Origin of the sequence: Paraburkholderia sp. J63, from assembly GCF_905220245.1 — a bacterium.
GTDB lineage: Bacteria > Pseudomonadota > Gammaproteobacteria > Burkholderiales > Burkholderiaceae > Paraburkholderia.
Genome location: NZ_CAJMZF010000051.1, coordinates 13485 through 29716, shown reverse-complemented (window position 1 = coordinate 29716; position 16232 = coordinate 13485). Strand labels below are relative to the sequence as shown.

The 16232-nt window shown below is 67.1% G+C and carries 14 protein-coding genes and 1 pseudogene; 6 read left to right on the top strand and 9 right to left on the bottom strand.

All coding sequences use genetic code 11. The features are described 5' to 3' along the window. Nucleotides 1-108: 108 nt before the first annotated feature. Nucleotides 109-1560: a GGDEF domain-containing protein gene (locus tag U5775_RS33810; protein ID WP_322062476.1), complete on the top strand. Its 1452-nt coding sequence runs from the start codon at nt 109-111 to the stop codon at nt 1558-1560. A gap of 37 nt (nt 1561-1597) precedes the next feature. Continuing rightward, the gene (locus tag U5775_RS33805; protein ID WP_322062475.1) at nt 1598-2689 is read left to right on the top strand and encodes an alkaline phosphatase family protein; all 1092 of its coding nucleotides are present in this window, start codon (nt 1598-1600) and stop codon (nt 2687-2689) included. Between the two features lie 255 nt (nt 2690-2944). Here U5775_RS33805 and U5775_RS33800 read toward each other — a convergent pair whose 3' ends face one another. Next, nucleotides 2945-3715, bottom strand: coding sequence for a peptidoglycan DD-metalloendopeptidase family protein (locus U5775_RS33800; RefSeq protein WP_322062474.1), 771 nt, complete (start codon nt 3713-3715; stop codon nt 2945-2947). Nucleotides 3716-3740: 25 nt separating this feature from the next. Here U5775_RS33800 and U5775_RS33795 point away from each other — a divergent pair, with 25 nt between their 5' ends. Then, on the top strand, nt 3741-4208 hold the full coding sequence (locus U5775_RS33795; RefSeq protein WP_322062473.1) for a hypothetical protein: 468 nt from the start codon (nt 3741-3743) through the stop codon (nt 4206-4208). Between the two features lie 11 nt (nt 4209-4219). Here U5775_RS33795 and U5775_RS33790 read toward each other — a convergent pair whose 3' ends face one another. Next, nucleotides 4220-4711: a flavodoxin family protein gene (locus tag U5775_RS33790; protein ID WP_322062472.1), complete on the bottom strand. Its 492-nt coding sequence runs from the start codon at nt 4709-4711 to the stop codon at nt 4220-4222. A 109-nt stretch (nt 4712-4820) separates the two neighbouring features. Between U5775_RS33790 and U5775_RS33785 the strand changes: the two genes are divergently transcribed. Together U5775_RS33785 and U5775_RS33780 are read left to right on the top strand one after the other, a co-directional pair. Then, on the top strand, nt 4821-5336 hold the full coding sequence (locus tag U5775_RS33785) for a DUF1697 domain-containing protein (RefSeq protein ID WP_322062471.1): 516 nt from the start codon (nt 4821-4823) through the stop codon (nt 5334-5336). Between the two features lie 106 nt (nt 5337-5442). Further along, complete coding sequence (locus tag U5775_RS33780) at nt 5443-6120, top strand: DUF2278 family protein (protein WP_322062470.1); 678 nt, start codon at nt 5443-5445, stop codon at nt 6118-6120. Nucleotides 6121-6213: 93 nt separating this feature from the next. On the opposite strand, the pseudogene U5775_RS33775 reads toward U5775_RS33780, so the two are convergent. Beyond that, a pseudogene (locus U5775_RS33775) lies at nt 6214-7365 on the bottom strand (cysteine desulfurase family protein); the annotation flags it as partial. 397 nt (nt 7366-7762) lie between these two features. Between U5775_RS33775 and U5775_RS33770 the strand changes: the two are divergent. Continuing rightward, nucleotides 7763-8809, top strand: a complete 1047-nt coding sequence (locus U5775_RS33770; RefSeq protein ID WP_322062469.1) for a glycosyltransferase family 2 protein — start codon at nt 7763-7765, stop codon at nt 8807-8809. Here U5775_RS33770 and U5775_RS33765 read toward each other — a convergent pair whose 3' ends face one another. The 6 genes from U5775_RS33765 to U5775_RS33740 are packed head-to-tail and all read right to left on the bottom strand — an operon-like array spanning nt 8810 to nt 15956. Further along, nucleotides 8810-9118 carry a putative quinol monooxygenase gene (locus U5775_RS33765; protein ID WP_322062468.1) on the bottom strand — a complete coding sequence of 103 codons (309 nt, stop codon included), beginning with the start codon at nt 9116-9118 and terminating at the stop codon, nt 8810-8812. After that, the gene (locus U5775_RS33760; protein WP_322062467.1) at nt 9111-9719 is read right to left on the bottom strand and encodes a glycerol-3-phosphate responsive antiterminator; all 609 of its coding nucleotides are present in this window, start codon (nt 9717-9719) and stop codon (nt 9111-9113) included. Before U5775_RS33760 ends, U5775_RS33765 begins: the two co-directional genes overlap by 8 nt. A gap of 8 nt (nt 9720-9727) precedes the next feature. Beyond that, a complete protein-coding gene (locus U5775_RS33755; protein WP_322062466.1) occupies nt 9728-11278 on the bottom strand; it encodes an FAD-binding oxidoreductase in 1551 nt (516 codons plus the stop codon). Further along, on the bottom strand, nt 11275-12954 hold the full coding sequence (locus tag U5775_RS33750) for a glycerol-3-phosphate dehydrogenase/oxidase (RefSeq protein WP_322062465.1): 1680 nt from the start codon (nt 12952-12954) through the stop codon (nt 11275-11277). Before U5775_RS33750 ends, U5775_RS33755 begins: the two co-directional genes overlap by 4 nt. Nucleotides 12955-12972: 18 nt before the next feature. Further along, nucleotides 12973-14496 (bottom strand): FGGY family carbohydrate kinase, encoded by a 1524-nt coding sequence (locus U5775_RS33745; RefSeq protein WP_322062464.1) that lies wholly within the window; start codon nt 14494-14496, stop codon nt 12973-12975. Further along, nucleotides 14493-15956, bottom strand: a complete 1464-nt coding sequence (locus U5775_RS33740; protein ID WP_322062463.1) for an MFS transporter — start codon at nt 15954-15956, stop codon at nt 14493-14495. Before U5775_RS33740 ends, U5775_RS33745 begins: the two co-directional genes overlap by 4 nt. Nucleotides 15957-16232: the final 276 nt, after the last annotated feature.

Sequence of the window (16232 nt, the reverse complement as noted above, 5' to 3'; positions counted from 1 at the left end):
GCGGCGCAACGGGACGCGCAAACATTTCTTCTTTCAGCGACACACTCGCGGCCTGCGCGCCGACACTCATAATCAATAAACGAACCGCTCTCCACGCAACGGGACGCCATGTACGGCTTGCTGATCGGACCCGCAACACGCAGGCAGGCGATCTTCGCCGGTCTTTGCGCGTTCGCGATATTGCTGACGCTCGCGCTCGCCGCGCCACGCGCGCACGACGCGCTGCCCGCCATCGGACCATTCATGCCGATGTGCGCGCTAACCGTGTTCACGACGTCGGGCATCGCGGCATTCCTGCTCGGCGCGCGCTTCGCGGCCACGCGTCTGCCGATGCTCGGCGCGCTCGGGGGCGCCTACGCGTTCACGGCGATCGCCGTCGCGCTGCAGTTACTGATGTTTCCTGGCGTGTTCACGCGCACGGGCCTCCTGGGCGCGGGCCCGCACAGCGCCGCGTGGATGTGGGTCTTCTGGCACGCGGGCTTTCCCTTGCTCGTGATGCTGGCCGAGCTGATCCGCAGCCGCGCGCCCGACGATGCGCCCGCGCATTCGCGCCTCGCGGGATTCGCGGGACTGCGCGCACGCGCCTGGCTCCTGCTCGCGGGCCCCGCCGTGCTCGCCGCGGCGCTTGGCGTGCTCGTCGTTCGTGTCGATCTTGCCGCGCCGTGGCATGCGTCCTCCGCAATGGCCGCCGCGCAGATGCCGCCGGCAGGCATCGCCGCCAACGCCACGGGGCTCGTCATCTGCGCGCTCAATCTCGTGGCAATCACCATCGTCCTGTTCAAGGGACGGCTGCGTCTCCTGCTCGACTGGTGGATCGCCGTGGCGCTGCTGGCCTCGCTCGTCGACGCCGCGCTCAATACGCTGAGCATCGAGCGCTTCACGCTGGGCTGGTACGTCGCGCGTCTGTTCAGCATGCTCGCGCCCGGCGTGCTCGTGTGCGTGCTGGTCTGGGAGGTCACGGCGCTCTACCGGCAGTTGTCGGAGGAGCATGCCTCGCTGATCCAGACATCGGCGCACGATGCGCTCACGCGCGTGTATAACCGCAGCTATTTCGACGAGCAGTTCCGCCGGGCATTCGAGCGCGCGGCGCTCGGTGCGCAGCCGCTTTCGCTCGTGATGATCGACGTCGATCACTTCAAGCACTATAACGACGCCTATGGCCATCTGCACGGCGACGCGTGCCTCTGCGCCGTGGCCGAAGCGCTCGCGCTCACGCTGCGGCCCGGCGACTTCGTCGCGCGCTACGGCGGCGAAGAATTCGCGCTGGTGCTGCCCGGCGCCAACGCCGACGAAGCCTGCGCCGCCGCAGAACGCGCACGCGCGGCGGTCGCGCAGCTTGCCATTCCCGCGCCCGTGGCGGCGGGCCGGGTCACCGTGAGCGCCGGCTACGCCACGAGCGCGCCGGGCGGCCTGGGCACGGCGGGCCACGGAGGCAATGCGGGTGCCCCGGCCGCGAGCACGGCCCCGCATGCGCTGATCGCCGCCGCCGACGCGGCGCTCTACGCGGCCAAGCGCGCGGGCCGCAACCGCGTCGCTCGCGCCGGCGCGAGCGTGGCGTGAAGTCGGGCCGCGAACCCCGAACACACGGAGACAACCTATGGCCGACATCGCGCACGTGTTCGTCCTGATGATGGAGAACCGCTCGTTCGATCACCTGCTCGGCCTGGCCGGCCTCGAAGGCGTGACACCGCCGCCCGGCTCATGGCGCTTCGCGCCAGGCGCCCTCGACCGGCTCGCGAGCGACCCGCCTCACGAATTCGACGACGTCGCCGCGCAGCTCGGCGACACGCCGCCCGTGAGCGGCTTCGGCACGGGCGAGTATGCGTCGCTCGCGATGTGCGGATTCGGACCCGGCGCGCTGCCGGTGATCGGCGAGCTCGCACGCGAGTTCGTGCTGTTCGACAACTGGTATTCGTCGATGCCGGGGCCCACCTGGCCGAACCGCTTTTTCGCGCATGCGGCCTCCTCGGGCGGACTCGACAACAGTCCGGACGACTTGACGAGCGCGGCCTCGGAAACGATCCACAGCCTGGGCTTCTCGTTCGGGAACGGCACACTGTTCGACCGCCTGGCCGCGGCCGGCAAGAAGTGGCGCGTCTATCACGCCGACGCCTTCCCGCAGGTGCTCGCGATCCGCGGTCTCGTGGGCAGCTTCTTCAATGGCGACACGTTCCGCACGATCTCGCCGAAGCACGCCAACGACGCCTTCGCGCAAGACCTGCACGACGACTACGACATCGACTACACCTTCATCGAGCCCGATTACGGCCTGCTGAGCGGCAATTTCGCGGCGGGCAATTCGCAGCATCCAGTTGGCTCGATGTTGGCGGGCGAGCAGTTCATCCAGTACGTGTACGAGACGATCCGCAATGCGCCGGTCTGGCCGCGCTGCGTGCTGCTCCTCACGTGGGACGAGCATGGCGGCTTCTTCGATCACCGCGTGCAGCCCGCCGCCGTGCCGCCCGGCGACGCCAACACCAACGGCGCGCGCGCTGCCAAACCGCGCAATTTCGCGTTCGACCGGCTGGGCGTACGCGTGCCCGCGCTGCTGATCTCGCCGTGGGCGTGCGCTCGGTGCGCGAGATTTTCGGCATCGACAAGCCGCTTACGCAGCGCGATGCGAGTTCGCCCGCGTGGACGGGGGCATTTCTCGATATCTGTAGAACGGGCGGGAATGACGGGCCGCTGAGCTTGGGTGCGACGCTGTCGCCCGCTGTGGCCGCGGCGGGTGCTGCGGCTGGCGCTGGCGCGGCGACGGCTGCAGAGGCGAGCGCGCCGCAGCCCTCGGCGGCAATCGGCCCGACGGCCACGCAGGTCAATGGATTCGCCACGATCGCGCACGCGCTGGATCTGCAAATGGCGCAGGATCTGGGCAGCATGCCGGCTATTCGGGATCAGGCGTTGTTCGGGGGGCGGCTTAAGGCGGCGGTTGGGCCTGACCACCCTACTCCACAACCGGCCCCGAATCCGCCGGCAAATGCGCGAGCGGATCCACCGCATGATTGCCTTCGCGCATCTCGAACTGAAGCCGCGCCTCGCCGTCGCTTTGCGTGCCCATTTCGGCGATAGCCGCGCCGCGCTGCACCGCGTCGCCCTCGTGGACGAGCATCCGGCGGTTATTGCCGTAAGCCGTCACGAAGCCGTCTTCATGCTTGATGATGACCATGAGGCCATAGGTCTTGATGCCGTTACCCGCATAGACGACGCGGCCCGCGGCGGCGGCCTTCACGGGCGTCCCCGCGTGTCCCGCGATCTCGATGCCGCGCGAGCCGCCCTCGCCGAACTCGCGGACGATCATGCCGTTGACCGGCCACGCGAATTGCACTGGAGCCGTTGCGGGCACAGCGCTCGCCGTTGCGGCAGCGTCGGGGCCCGCCTGGTGCGCAAGGCTTGCATGGCGGGACGGCGCATCCGGCGGCGTCAGGCGCAGCAACTGGCCCACGCGCAGCGGCGCGCCGGGCGAGACGCCATTCCAGTACGCGACATCCTGCGGCTTGCGTCCAAAACCCTGTGCGACGCTGTCGAGCGTATCGCCGGGCTGCACGCAGTATTCCCCCGCGCTCACCGCGCGACAGGGCGGCGAGATTGCCGATGTTGGCCAGATCGCCGATATGTCCGGGCCCGTATCGAAGGTGCACCCGGAAAGGACGCCGCCAGCAGCCAGCATGGCGATCCCTATCGCGCCATGCCGCCGCAACTTCAAGCTCGATCTCATTAATTCGTCATCCTGCATTTAACGGGTGAGCCGAGCATTATCGAAGACACCAGGCGCGGCCCATCTCAGTTTTACAGGTGCGTCGCAGCGACCTGCGCGCTGGCGCCTCGCACGATCCGCATCAGGGCTTGAAATCGGGCGCCGAATCGAGCGGCTCGGCGCGATCGCCAACCGACTCGTCATGGTGGCCGCTGCGATGCTGAGAATGCTTCTGGTGGTGCTTGTGATGTTTGCCGCTGTTGTGGTGGACCGGTGCGGACGGCGTCTGCGCAAAGGCGGCAGCGGACGCGACAAGGGCAAGACTGGCGATGAACATGCGCTTCATGGCGGGATCGACTCCGTTTCGAAGTTGAGGATCGACGGGCCGGATGGCCGTCTCCCGCATAACGCCCGCATGATGCGCACGTTGACGACCGCGCGCGAACCTGACAATCCTTTACAACGCCGCGCGAACATCATGCAAACGCCGCGCAAAAGCCGCATGAGCCAGTGAGCATACCCGCCTCAAAAAACCCCCAGCGCGAGCCCCGCCGCCAGTCCCGCGCCCAGTTCCGCGCAGCGTTCGAGATCGTCGGCGCCGATGGTCTTGGGCGCGAGAATGCGCTCGGGCGTTTGCGCATGCGTGCAGACGATCACGCCCTGCGCCACCGCCTTGAGCCGCCAGCCCGTCGCGATCCGGTCGATCTGGCGCAGCGCGTTCTGCCCGTCGCTGCCCGCGCAGATCATGGCCGCGTAGGGGCGGCCGTTCACGCGGTCGAGCGCCGCGTAGTAGCTGCGGTCGAAGAAGTCCTTCATGAGCCCCGAGATGGCCGCGAGATTCTCCGGCGTCGCGAACAGATAGCCGTCGGCGGCCAGCACGTCTTCGGGTTGCGTCGCGTCCGCGCGCTGCAGCTTCACTGCCACGCCCGCTTGCTCGCGCGCGGCAGCGGCCGCCGCCTCGGCCATTTGCTGCGTTCCTCCGGTCATCGTGTGGTAGACGATCAGCAGCGTCTTCATGCGTATTCGCTCGTGGGTGCGCCGACGCGCCGGAATGGCGCGTCCCGTCGCGTCGATGATACCGCCACGCTCACGCAGCGCCCCACGCGAACCGCAGTATCATGCGCCCATGCCTACCTATATCGCTCTGCTGCGCGCCGTGAACGTCGGCGGCACCGGCAAGCTCCCCATGACCGAACTGCGTGCGATGTGCGAGACGCTCGGCTTTGCCGGCGTGCGCACCTATATCGCGAGCGGAAACGTCGTGTTCCAGAGCCGGCTCGCGGCCGTGAGCGTCAAGAAGCAGCTCGAGCGCAGTCTCGAGGACTACGCAGGTCAACCCGTGGGCGTGCTGTTGCGCACCGCCGACGAGATGGCCGCCGTGCTTGCGGCGAATCCGTTCGCCGACGCGCCGCCCGAGCGCACGCTCGCACTCTTTCTCGACAGCGCCCCGAGCGCCGATGCGCTCTCGACCATCAGCGGCCAGGGCACCGAAGCTCTCGCGCTCGGCAAACGCGAAATCTACGTGTACTACAAAGACGGCGTCGGGCGCTCGAAGCTCAAGATTCCCGCGGCGAAGAACGGCACGGCGCGCAACATGAACACGGTGGCCACGCTCGCGCAATGGGCCATGCAAGCGCATTGACCGAAGCCCGCGCCGCTGCCCTCACGAGCCGCCGCGCAGCACAACTGTCACGCCGCCGGCCTATGATGGACGGCCCCGCTGCCAGCGATTCCAGGAGATGCCAGAGATGACGCTTCCCTACGGCTACGCTAAAGGCAAGATCGTAACGACGCCGCAACTGAAGCCCACGCAACGCCCGCACGAAGTGCAGTATCACCTGCACTTCGGGCTCTCGGTCGCGGGCGCGCAATGGGACATCGCGGTGAACGTCGGCACCACCGACGCCGACGACTTGCTCAAGTACAAGCTGCCGTTCGACTTCAGCCACCCCGTGCTCGCGACGCTCCAGAGCGCCGCGCCCGGCTCGCACGATCTGACCGGACAGGACGCGCTGCCCGCGATCGACTTCCAGCGCAGCGACTTCCTCGCCAACACGGGCGCCTGGCTCAACAGCGACGTCATGAACGGCTCGGACACCCTCGAGCCCATCGCCACGCTTCAGAGTCTGCTGGTGCGTGCGATGCAATCGGACTTCGACGTCTACGTGTTCGGGCGCTTCTATAGCGAAGGCAACGGCATGCACGACGTGCATATGAACCAGGGGTCGAAGGGCGAGTTCATTCATCGCCCCGGCAACGACAGCAACGATCACAACGACATCTGGCAGGACGGCGCCGTGCTCGTGGACCTGGGCGCGCCGCAGGGTGCTCCCCAATGGGCGCTCTACGTGGCCGCGTTCGATCAGCAATGGCTGCCGACCGACGATCTCGGCAATCCCACGAAAAATTCGAAGCCGATTTCGTAGGTTGCGCTAGCGCGCGTGGCTGGGCAACGCAAGGTCCGCTTCGATTGAAACAACCCCGCGCGCCGTTGCCCGTCGTCACGCTACGCGCGCACAGGCCGCCGCGGGCGCGCATTGCGCCACGACCGCGCGAATGCACGCGATCGCACGGTCGACGTCTTCCGCCGTCGTATAGCGGCCAATGCTGAAACGCAGCGTGCGGCTGGCCGCTTCGGCATCGAGCCCGAGCGCGCTCAGCACATGCGAGGGCGCGCCCGAGGCCGAGTTGCACGCCGAGGTGGACGACACGGCCAGATCCGCCGCCAGCATGAACGGAAAGAAGCCGGGCAGGCCGATGGTGAGACTCAGCGTGTGCACGATCCGGCGCGCGGCGCACGCGTTCTGCGTCACGCCTTCGAGACCGCGCACGCCATCAAGCAGACGCTCGGCGAGGCCCGCGATGCGCTGCGTGTCCGCGTCCATCTCGGCGGCGGCGAGCGCGCAAGCCGTGCCCATGCCCACGATCTGGTGGGTGGCGAGCGTGCCCGAGCGCAGCCCGCGTTCGTGACCGCCGCCGTGCATCTGCGGCGCGATGCGCGCGGCCACCTCGCGGCGCACGTAGAGCGCGCCAATCCCCTTGGGCCCATAGACCTTGTGCGCCGACATCGACAGCAAGTCGATGCCCATCGCCTTCACGTCGATGGGCGTCTTGCCGAGCGCCTGGGCCGCATCCACGTGCAGCAGCGCGCCCGCTTCGTGCACGAGCGGCGCAATCGCGGCGATGTCGGTGAGCGTGCCGATCTCGTTGTTCACGAGCATCAGCGAGACGAGGCCGGTGTCGCTGCGCAAGGCCGCCTTGACGGCCTCCACGCCGATGCTGCCGTCCGCGGACGGGCGCACGTAGGTCACGGTCATGCCGCGCGCTTCGAGGCTCGCCATGGTGTCCAGAATCGCCTTGTGCTCGAGGCAGCTCGTAACCAGATGACGCGCGCCCGTGGCCGCGTCGGCAAAGCCCTTCAGGGCGAGGTTGTTCGATTCGGTGGCGCCCGAGGTCCAGACGATCTCGTCGGGCGCCGCGCCGATCAGCGCCGCCACCTGCGCGCGCGCCTCTTCCACGAGGCCGCGCGCCTTCGTGCCCGCCGCGTGCGAGCTGGAGGCCGGATTGCCGAATGCGCCCTCGATGCCGAGGCAGGCGCACATCGACGCGATCACGCGCGGGTCGGCCGGCGTCGTGGCCGCGTAATCGAAATAGTGCAGTTTCTCGCCCATTATTCGTCGTTCTGTCGCTGATTGAATGGGTCATCATGCTACGCGGCAGCCCGTAGAAAGTGCTTCCATAATCCTGGGCGGCGTGCTTGGGGCGAAGAATTATTTTCTCTTGTGCGTATTGCCAGGCGAATTTCCCAGACAGTGTCTGAGATTTTCCAGAAGCGCTTCCCCCATCGGCAAGCCGCAAGCCACGGCCTTTCCCCCCGCCCCCGATTTTCTTTTTCAATCCTCTTACGATTCACCGGTAATTCCCGCCAGATAAGCGTTTTCCCGCATGACCGGGCCTTGCGATTTATTTTCAATTTCTTTCGAGTTTTGATCCTTTACCGTCATGCCAGCCGAATGGCGTTCGCAATGCGAACCTTTTCCACATCCCTAAAGAACAAGGGGTAGGCCCATGACGATAAAAACCAAAGTCTCGATCTGTCTGCCCACGTACAAGCGCCCGGATCTGTTGATCGGCTGCATCGAATCGTGTTTCGCGCAGACGCACACGAATATCGAAATCGTGATCGGCGACGATTCGCCGGACGAGCGCACCGAGCGCTGGATCGCCGAGCGCTATGGCAACGACGAGCGCATCGCCTATCGGCGCAATACGCCCGCACTGGGCCAGGCGCGCAACGTCGCGAGCCTGTTTGCGCGCGCAACGGGCGACAAGATCCTGCTGATCCACGACGACGACTACCTCGCCGCGCGGTGCATCGAGCGCCTGCTCGCACAGTGGGAGCGCCACCCCGGCATTCAGGCGGCGTTCGGCAATCAATACGAAGTCGATCACGACGGGAGCGTCGATTACGCGTCGAGCCAACGCATGAATCACGCGTATCACCGCACACCCGCGGCGGCGGGCCTGCAGGCGCTGCCGGGGCGCACCGGCATCGTGCAGATGTTCCCGAATAACGGCTGGCTCGCCGACGCCGCGCTCGTCAAGCAGATCAGCTACGACGAGCAGCATGCCGTGTGCTGCGATTACGTTTTTGGCGTGCGCCTGTGCCTCGCTGCGCGCGGGGTCTGCTATATCGACGAGCATGTTTCCTATTACCGGAAAACCGATGTCTCGGTTTCGCAGTCGACGCGCAATACGACCAGCGCGTCGTCGATCGCCGCGTGGCGCTTCCTGCAGGGGCTCGCGCTGCCGCCCGCGCTCGAGCCCGCGCGCAAGCTCGCGATGCGCCGATTCGTGCCCATCGTGGTGTCGCTCCATGCGCGCAATCACGAGGCGCGCGCCGGCTTGCATCTCGCGCTCGGCAATCTGCACGCGTACCGGTACGGATTGAGCTTGCGGCTCTACTATCACCTGCTGATGATCTGGAAGAGCGCGCGGCGCACGCGTGGCCAAGTGCCCACGCTCGCATTCGATGCCGACGATGCGGGCGTGGAGGTCACGCCGATCGTGGACGTGGCGCCGATGGTCGACGTCACGCGCACGCGCGTTCCCTGATCAGCTTGCGCCTTCCTCCACCATATAGCTGCTCACCTCGCGGCGCTCCAGCAAGGGAATGATCGTCCCCACGCCAATGCGCTGGAAATGCGGCGTCTCGCGATGCTCGGCGAGACCATCGGCGTCGCTGTACTGCTCGAGAATCACGAAGTGCTCCGGCTCCTCCAGCGAGCGGAAGTACCCGTAATAGCGGTTCTTCGGCTCGGTGCGCGTGGCCGCCGCCAGTTCGGCGAGCCGTGCCGCCACCGTGTCGCCGTGGCCCGCCTGCGCGTAGTAATGCGCGATCACCTGCAAATAACGCTTAGCCATTCATCGCTCCCGCCATGCCAAGGGTTCGACCTTCGAGGTCGAGATTCCAGAGTTCGGTGTCGCTCGTCGACACCGCCACGGCGCCGCCGCCGAGTATCGCGAGCACGTCCGCTTCATTGCACACGAAGCCCGACGCGACGATGGGCGGCAACGCCTTGCGGTCCTGCGCCGAGAGCCGCGCGAGCATCGGCGCGGGCATCAGCTGCACGAGATTCGGGTCGCTTTGCTCTAGCGCCTTCACGCTGCGCGGCCAGGTCGAGCGGTCCGTCACGAACACCTTCTGCATCGTGACGAGACCGGCCCGGTTGCCGCGCTGGATCGTGGCCACCCGCGTGGAAACGAGGCTCGTCACGCCAATGTCCGCCAGATACTCGACGCCGCCCTTGTCCTGCGAGAGCCCGTCGCAACTGTCGATATTGACGATGACGTATTTGTCCGCCTTCGTGAGCGCCGCCACGACCCGATGCAGCTTGCGCAGATCGACGTTCGCGACGATGGCGACTTCCGCCGCGCCTTGCACGAAGCAATCGATTTCGTCCGGGCCGTAGAGCGTCGCGATGACCGGATGGCGCGTGAGGCGCCCGCCAAGTGACCTGTCCATGGGAATCGCTATTTCGTTTCGTGGAGCAGCTCGTCAGTCAAGCCGAGCTTTCCGGGGTTGAGGATGTTCTGCGGATCGAGCGTGCGCTTAACGGCCTGCAACACCGCAAACGCCGAGCCGAGCGAATCGCTCATATACGGCGAGCGTAAAAGGCCCACGCCGTGATGATGGCTCAGCGTCGCATTGTATTGGATGATGACCGCGTTCGCGGCGTCCCACGCGGCGCGATACCACAGCGCGCGCTCAGCCACCTCCACCTCGCCGCGCAGCGAGAAATAGAGGCACGCGCCGTCCACATACGCATGCGACTGGTGCGCCGATCCCGCGAGCGTGCCCGGCACCGCATTGATGGCCGCCACCACGTCGCGATAGATCGCCGCGAGATGCTTCCACGGGCCGATCATTTCGAGCGTATCGGCGACGAAGCCGGGGCTGCGCTTGAAGCCTTCGGCGCTCTTGCCCGTGAGGTAGCGCGTATCGAGCCACTTCTCGAAGATGGCCTCGTGATCGAGCCGCTCGCCGAGTTCCGCGCACACGCGCTCGCTGATCGTCAGCACGGCCTCCACCATTTCGCGCGGCCCTTCGTCGGCGACCAGCAGCACGTGGGTATTTTGCAGACCGAACTGAACGCCGCTTTCGAGCTCGTCGTAGAGGCGCAGCGCCGCCGGATTCGCACCGCGCTGCAGGATCTCGCGGCACGCGTCGAGCCCCTTGGCGAACGAGCCGAAGCCGTAGGCAATCGCGCGTCCATAGTCAGGCAGTCGATGCAGCTTCAGGCGCACGCGCACGATCACGCCGAGCGTACCCTCCGAGCCGATGAAAAGCTGCTGCAGATCGGGGCCCACGGCCGCGCGCGCGTATCCGCCCACGGTAATTAGCCGGCCGTCGGCGAGCACGACGTCCATGCCCGCTACCATGTCCTCGATCTTGCCGTAGCGCGTGGAAAGCTGCCCCGCGCCGCGGCACGCAACCCAGCCGCCCACCGTGCTGATCGCGAACGACGAAGGCCAATGCCCCATCGTCATGCGGTATTCGCGCTGGATGGTCTCCTCGAAGATGTCGCCGAACATGCCCGCCTCGACTTCGACGATCTGGCTCTCGCGATCGAAGCCGATGAATCGATTCAGCGCGCACACGTCGAGCACGATGCCGCCGCGCAGGGGCAGCGCCGCGCCGGTCACGTTGCTGCGGCCCGCCGAGGGCGTCACCGGTATCGCGCCGGCGTGCGCGATGCGCATCACGGCCTGCACCTGCGCCACCGTCGAAACGCGCACGATGACCGCATGCGGCGTGGCCGGCTTGCCGGCCGTCTCGGTGACCATCGAGCGCGCCCACCAGTCGCGAGTGAAGGCAACCACGTCGGCGCTCTGCGTGAGCACTTCGTCGGCGGCTGCGTGCAAGGCGTCGATCTGCGCCTGCGTGAGCGCGACCGGGTCGCGCTGCAGGCCCGTCTCGGTGCCGGGCTTTTCGAGGCCCGCCGCCCAGGGCGGCGGCGTATGCGCGCCCACGACGTAGTTGCCGCGGTTGTAGCCGCGCTTGATGGCTTCCTTGCTGATCATGCGGTATCTCCCATAAGGACGGATTTGTCGTGCTCGACAGCGGCGACGTAGTCGCGCACCTGGCTCGCAACGGTGCTCGAAGGCAGGCCCAGTTCGGCCTGCAGAATGTCGCCCACGCGCGCGGCGGCCCGCACGGAGGCATCGCGCGCCATCAGGCGCGCGCGCATGCGCCGCGACAGCACGTCGTCGACGGTGCACGCGAGTTCGTGGCGCGCGGCGTACAGCACTTCGGCTTCGGTGTAAGGCAGATCATCGACGATGGGGCGCAGCAGGCGCGGATCGGCCTGCGCCAGGTCAGTGACAAAGCGCGCCTCGGTGCCGTAGCGCTCGCCGAAGTGCGCGCTCAGGCCGCCCGAGGCGACGATCGCCTGGGCGTCGTAGCCCGCCGCGCCCAGCAAATAAGCCGACTTCGTCGAGCATCGGGCGCGCTTGCCGATGACTTTCTGCGCGGCGTCGATGGTCTGCTCCGCCATGTGCCGCGAGGTGGTCAGCTTGCCGCCGACGATCGTCACGAGGCCATCGGGCGCGACGTGAATCTCGTGATTGCGCTTCATTTCCAGCGTCTTCCCCCCCGGCGGCCCGACGAGCGGCCGGCATCCCGCGATGCTGCCCACCACGTCTTCGGCGCACAGATCGGTCTTCAGCGCCGAGCACGCGCCTTCCAGAAGGAAGTCCAGTTCCTTGCGCGTGCAACAAACGTCGTCGAGATCGCCGCGGTAATCCTCGTCGGTGGTGCCCAGATAGGAGACGTTGCCCCAGCGCGTGATGGTCGCGCGGCGGCTGCGGCCCGGCACCGGAATCGTCACCGTGCAGTCGTTGCGGATCTTCAGCCACGGAATGGCCACGTGCACGCCCTTCGCGGGACGAATCTGCAGCGCGGGATCGTCGCCTTTTTTGCGGCCGCTCCAGTCGCGCAACCAGACGCCCGTCGCCATGATGACCGCGCGCGCCTTCACGCGCAGCTCGCGCGCGTCCGCGTGCACGATCAGGCCGTCCACGCGCCCTTGCTCGTTGCGCGTCACTTCCATCGCCTGCGCATGATTGATCACGGCCGCGCCATGAAAGGCCGCCGTGCGCGCAAGGTTCAGCGTGAGGCGCGCGTCGTCCACGCGCGCGTCGAAGTACATGAAGCCGCCGGTCAGATGCGTTTCGTTGAAGGTCGGGCAGTGCGAAAGCACTTCGGCCTTGCTGAGCTTCTGATGCAGAATGCCTTCGCGCCAGCCGCCCGCGAGGTCATAGGTCCACAAGAGGCTTTCGAAGGCCTTGGCAAGGCGCTTGTCGAAGACGCCGTCCTGCTCCATCACCGGAAACAGGAACGGCAGGCGCTGCACGAGATGGCGCGCGTTGCGGCGCAGACGCTGGCGCTCGAGCAGCGAATGCCGCACGAGGCCGAGATTGCCCTGCTCGATATAGCGCAGGCCGCCGTGCACCATCTTCGACGACTTCGACGAAGTGCCCGAGGCGAAGTCGCTTTTCTCCACCAGCGCGACGCGGTAGCCGCGCAAGCTCGCGTCGAGCGCCGCATAGGCGCCGGTCACGCCGCCCCCCACGATGGCGATGTCGAACGTCTCGCTCGCGAGCCGGTCGAGCTGCTCGGCGCGCACGAGACGCAGCGGCTCCGTGCCCGTCATGCTCGCGCGCTCGCGATTGGCCTTTCTCGATGGAATCCACACCATGTAGTTCGTTCTCCTGCTTTATCGTGCTTCGAATGCGTTCGCGTGGGCGAGCTCGTGCTCCACGCGCGTGCGCCACGAGGCGCGGCGCTGCCCGCGCGCGTCTGCTGAAACGCGCGGCTCGAACACCGCGTCGGTCGCCAGCGTCGCGCGCGCGTCGTCGAGCGAGTCCCACAGCAGACCGGACGAGCCGGCCAGGAAGGCCGCCCCGCGCAGGCTCGCGCGATCGCTCCCGCGCATGCGCCGCACCGGCACTCCGCCCAGGTCGGCCTGGACCTGCAGCAGCGTGTCGCTCGCCGACAAGCCGCCGCCCACGATCAGCTCGTCGGCCGCCACCTGCGCAACCGCCGCGTTCGCATCGCTGCACAGCGCCACCGACTGCGCGATGCCTTCGAGAATCGCGTAGGCCACTTCGGCCCGCGTGGTCGCCATCGACAATCCCGCGAGCGAGGCGCGCGCACCGGGCTGCAATTGCGGCACGCGCATGCCGGTCAGCGCGGGCAGAAACGTCACGCCGCCCGCGCCCTGCACCGTGGCCGCGAGCGCGCTGATCTGCTTCGGGTCGTCGAACCACTGGAGCTTTTCGCAGATCCAGTTCAGCGCGGAGCCCGTGGTGGGCACGAAGGTCTCGAGCGAGAAATGCGAGACCTTGTCGTGGCGGCGCGCGGTCATCGTCAAGGTGCCTTCGTGGCCGCCCCCCTCGTGCGGCAAGGCCGTGCCGATCAACAAGTCGACGAAGCTGCCCGTGCCGTGCACGCACAGCGACTGGCCGCGGTCGAGACAGCCGAGGCCCACCGCGCCCGCGAGCTGGTCGCCGGCGCAGGCGAGAATGGGCACCTCGATGCCGAGCACGTCGGCGCGCGTATGGCCGAACGCGTCGGCGTCTTCGCGCAATTGCGGCAGCAGCGCGTGCGGAAAGCCGAGCGCGTCGAGCCAGTCCGCGCAATAGCGGTGCTCGGCGAGCACATAGGCGCTCGCGGAGGTCGCATTGGTGGGCGTGGTCACGCAAACGCCGGCGTTCGACAAATGCCAGAGCAGCCACGTGTCGACGGTGCCGAACGCGAGCCGCCCCGCGCGCCGCGCGTCGATCACGGCGGGCGTTTCGCGCAGCTGATGAGCGGCCCACAGATACGGCGAGCGCACGCCCGCAGGACGCCCCACCCGCTCGATCAGCGTGCGGTCCCAGCGCCCGGCGAGGCCCGCGAGCTCGCCCGCGTGGCGCGTGTCCTGCCAGACCATCGCCGGCACGAGCGCGCGGCCGCTGTGCGTGTCCCAGAGCACGGCCGTCGCGCGCTGCGTGGCGACCGCGAGCGCCACCACCTCCAGACCTTCGGCAGCGGCTTGCGCGAGCGTCGCGCGGCACACCTCGACAGTCTTCGCGAGCGTGACGTTCGCGTCCTGCTCCACCACGCCGGGCTGCGGGCTCTCCACCTGCAGCGGGCGATACTCGAGACAGGAAACGTGGCCGCGCGCGTCCACCACGGCGGCGCGCGTGCCGGAGGTCCCTTCGTCGATGGCGAGAATGACGGGCTGGGTTCGGGTCATCGCTGGGTCTTCTCCATGGCGGGATTCATGAAGCGGCTCTCGCGCGCGGCGTCGCTGTCGAACTGCGGCGCGTCGGGTTCGTTATCGGGCGTGATGCTCGTGCGCGTGGGGTCCCAGCGGATAGCGAAGCAGATCACGCTCGCCACGAGCGGCACGACGGCGAGAATGAGAAAGGTGTGTTCGAGTCCATAGCGCTCGCGAAACAGCGGAAAGACGAACAAGCCGAGCGCCGCGCCGATCGAGCCGAGCGCGCCCACGACGCCATTGGCGCCCGCGCGCAGCTCGCTGCGAAACGAGAGCGAAGACAGGCTCTTGCCGTTCGCGCCGGGCCCCGACGAATGAAACAGGATGAACAGCGAAGGCACGGTCACGGCCAGCCACATCGGCATCTTCGCGCCGTAGAGCCCGAGTATCAGCAGCATCGCGAACACCGCCGCGAAGCCGAACGCGGAGGCGCGGCGCAGGCCGATGGTCTTGCCGACGAGCGGCGACATGAAGCCGCCTGCGATGCCGAAAATATTGAAGACCAGCGCGCCGAGCGTCGCGTAGACGAAATCCTTGCCGAACAGCGCCGCGCTGATGAGCGGGAGATACCAGCCGATGGCGAAGTACTGAATCGACTGCGCGATCTGCACCGTGGCGGCCAGGATCGTGCGCGGCAGGTAGACGCCGCGAAAGATCAGCGCGATGTTGGCGAAGCCGCGGCGCGCCTGATTGAGCACGGGAATGCGCTCCGCGGGCGGCGCGGCCTCGAACGCGCGCGCATAGATGCGGCTCATCGCGGCGGCGGCATCGGCGAGACGCTCCTTGCGCGCGAGCCACATCGGGCTTTCGACGAGATAGCGCAGTTGCAGCAGCAGAATCGCCACGCCGAAGATCGCCGTGGCCGCGATCGAATAACGCCAGATCGAATCGCCCACTTGCCACGCATGAAATAGCAGCGCTAGCACGAGATTCAGGCAGACGGCCGTGTACCACATGCCTTGCCACGCATTGAGGCGGCTTTTCAGGTGCGCGGGCGTGAATTCCGCGAGCATCGCCATGGCAATCGCGAAGTCGATGCCGTAGGCCATGCCCACGAAGAAGCGGCCCGCGAGTATGACCGCATAGCCCGGTGCGAACATCACGAGCACGGCGCCGGCCACGGCAAAGCATTTCGCGAGCACGAGCGGACGCACGCGGCCCCAGCGGTCCGCCATCCAGCCGCCAATGGGGTTGAACGCAATGGCGACCCACGAAGCGAACGAGGTCATTAGCGCGATTTGCGCCGCGTCCAGATGGAGATCGCGCGCCATGGGCCCGAGGCCCGCACTGAGCGCGGAATTGGAGAATGCGTCGAGAAACAGTCCGCCTAGCGCGAGCCACCAGATAATGCCGGCTCGACCGGGAATGCCAGGACAGGAATCGATGAAGGAAATGACGTCGTCGACGCCACGAATCTTGACCGCGACCGATTGCACAATCTGCCTCCAAGTATTTGTACTGTAAGAGGCCAATGCAATTGCGACGCGCATAAGAGACCACCTTACAGATAGTCTCTTATCTAGATCTGCGCCCACACAGTAAGGCGCAAAATTCATGGTGTCAAGTGGGGACTGCGCGTGCGGCGCCGCTGGTTCATGCCTGCTTCGTGCCTTCCATTCGCGCTTTCCTTCAGCGCGCCAAAGCAGCTTGCGCGCAGCCATTCCCCATTCCCGCTAGTATTGCGATTCGATTATTTCGCGCGGCCGCTGTCG

Coding starts and splice junctions, on each gene's coding strand:
- U5775_RS33790 (WP_322062472.1), bottom strand. CDS start 4,711: ATGAAGACGCTGCTGATCGTCTACCACACGATGACCGGAGGAACGCAG.
- U5775_RS33755 (WP_322062466.1), bottom strand. CDS start 11,278: ATGATCAGCAAGGAAGCCATCAAGCGCGGCTACAACCGCGGCAACTAC.
- U5775_RS33760 (WP_322062467.1), bottom strand. CDS start 9,719: ATGGACAGGTCACTTGGCGGGCGCCTCACGCGCCATCCGGTCATCGCG.
- U5775_RS33800 (WP_322062474.1), bottom strand. CDS start 3,715: ATGAGATCGAGCTTGAAGTTGCGGCGGCATGGCGCGATAGGGATCGCC.
- U5775_RS33785 (WP_322062471.1), top strand. CDS start 4,821: ATGCCTACCTATATCGCTCTGCTGCGCGCCGTGAACGTCGGCGGCACC.
- U5775_RS33765 (WP_322062468.1), bottom strand. CDS start 9,118: ATGGCTAAGCGTTATTTGCAGGTGATCGCGCATTACTACGCGCAGGCG.
- U5775_RS33810 (WP_322062476.1), top strand. CDS start 109: ATGTACGGCTTGCTGATCGGACCCGCAACACGCAGGCAGGCGATCTTC.
- U5775_RS33780 (WP_322062470.1), top strand. CDS start 5,443: ATGACGCTTCCCTACGGCTACGCTAAAGGCAAGATCGTAACGACGCCG.
- U5775_RS33750 (WP_322062465.1), bottom strand. CDS start 12,954: ATGGTGTGGATTCCATCGAGAAAGGCCAATCGCGAGCGCGCGAGCATG.
- U5775_RS33745 (WP_322062464.1), bottom strand. CDS start 14,496: ATGACCCGAACCCAGCCCGTCATTCTCGCCATCGACGAAGGGACCTCC.
- U5775_RS33770 (WP_322062469.1), top strand. CDS start 7,763: ATGACGATAAAAACCAAAGTCTCGATCTGTCTGCCCACGTACAAGCGC.
- U5775_RS33805 (WP_322062475.1), top strand. CDS start 1,598: ATGGCCGACATCGCGCACGTGTTCGTCCTGATGATGGAGAACCGCTCG.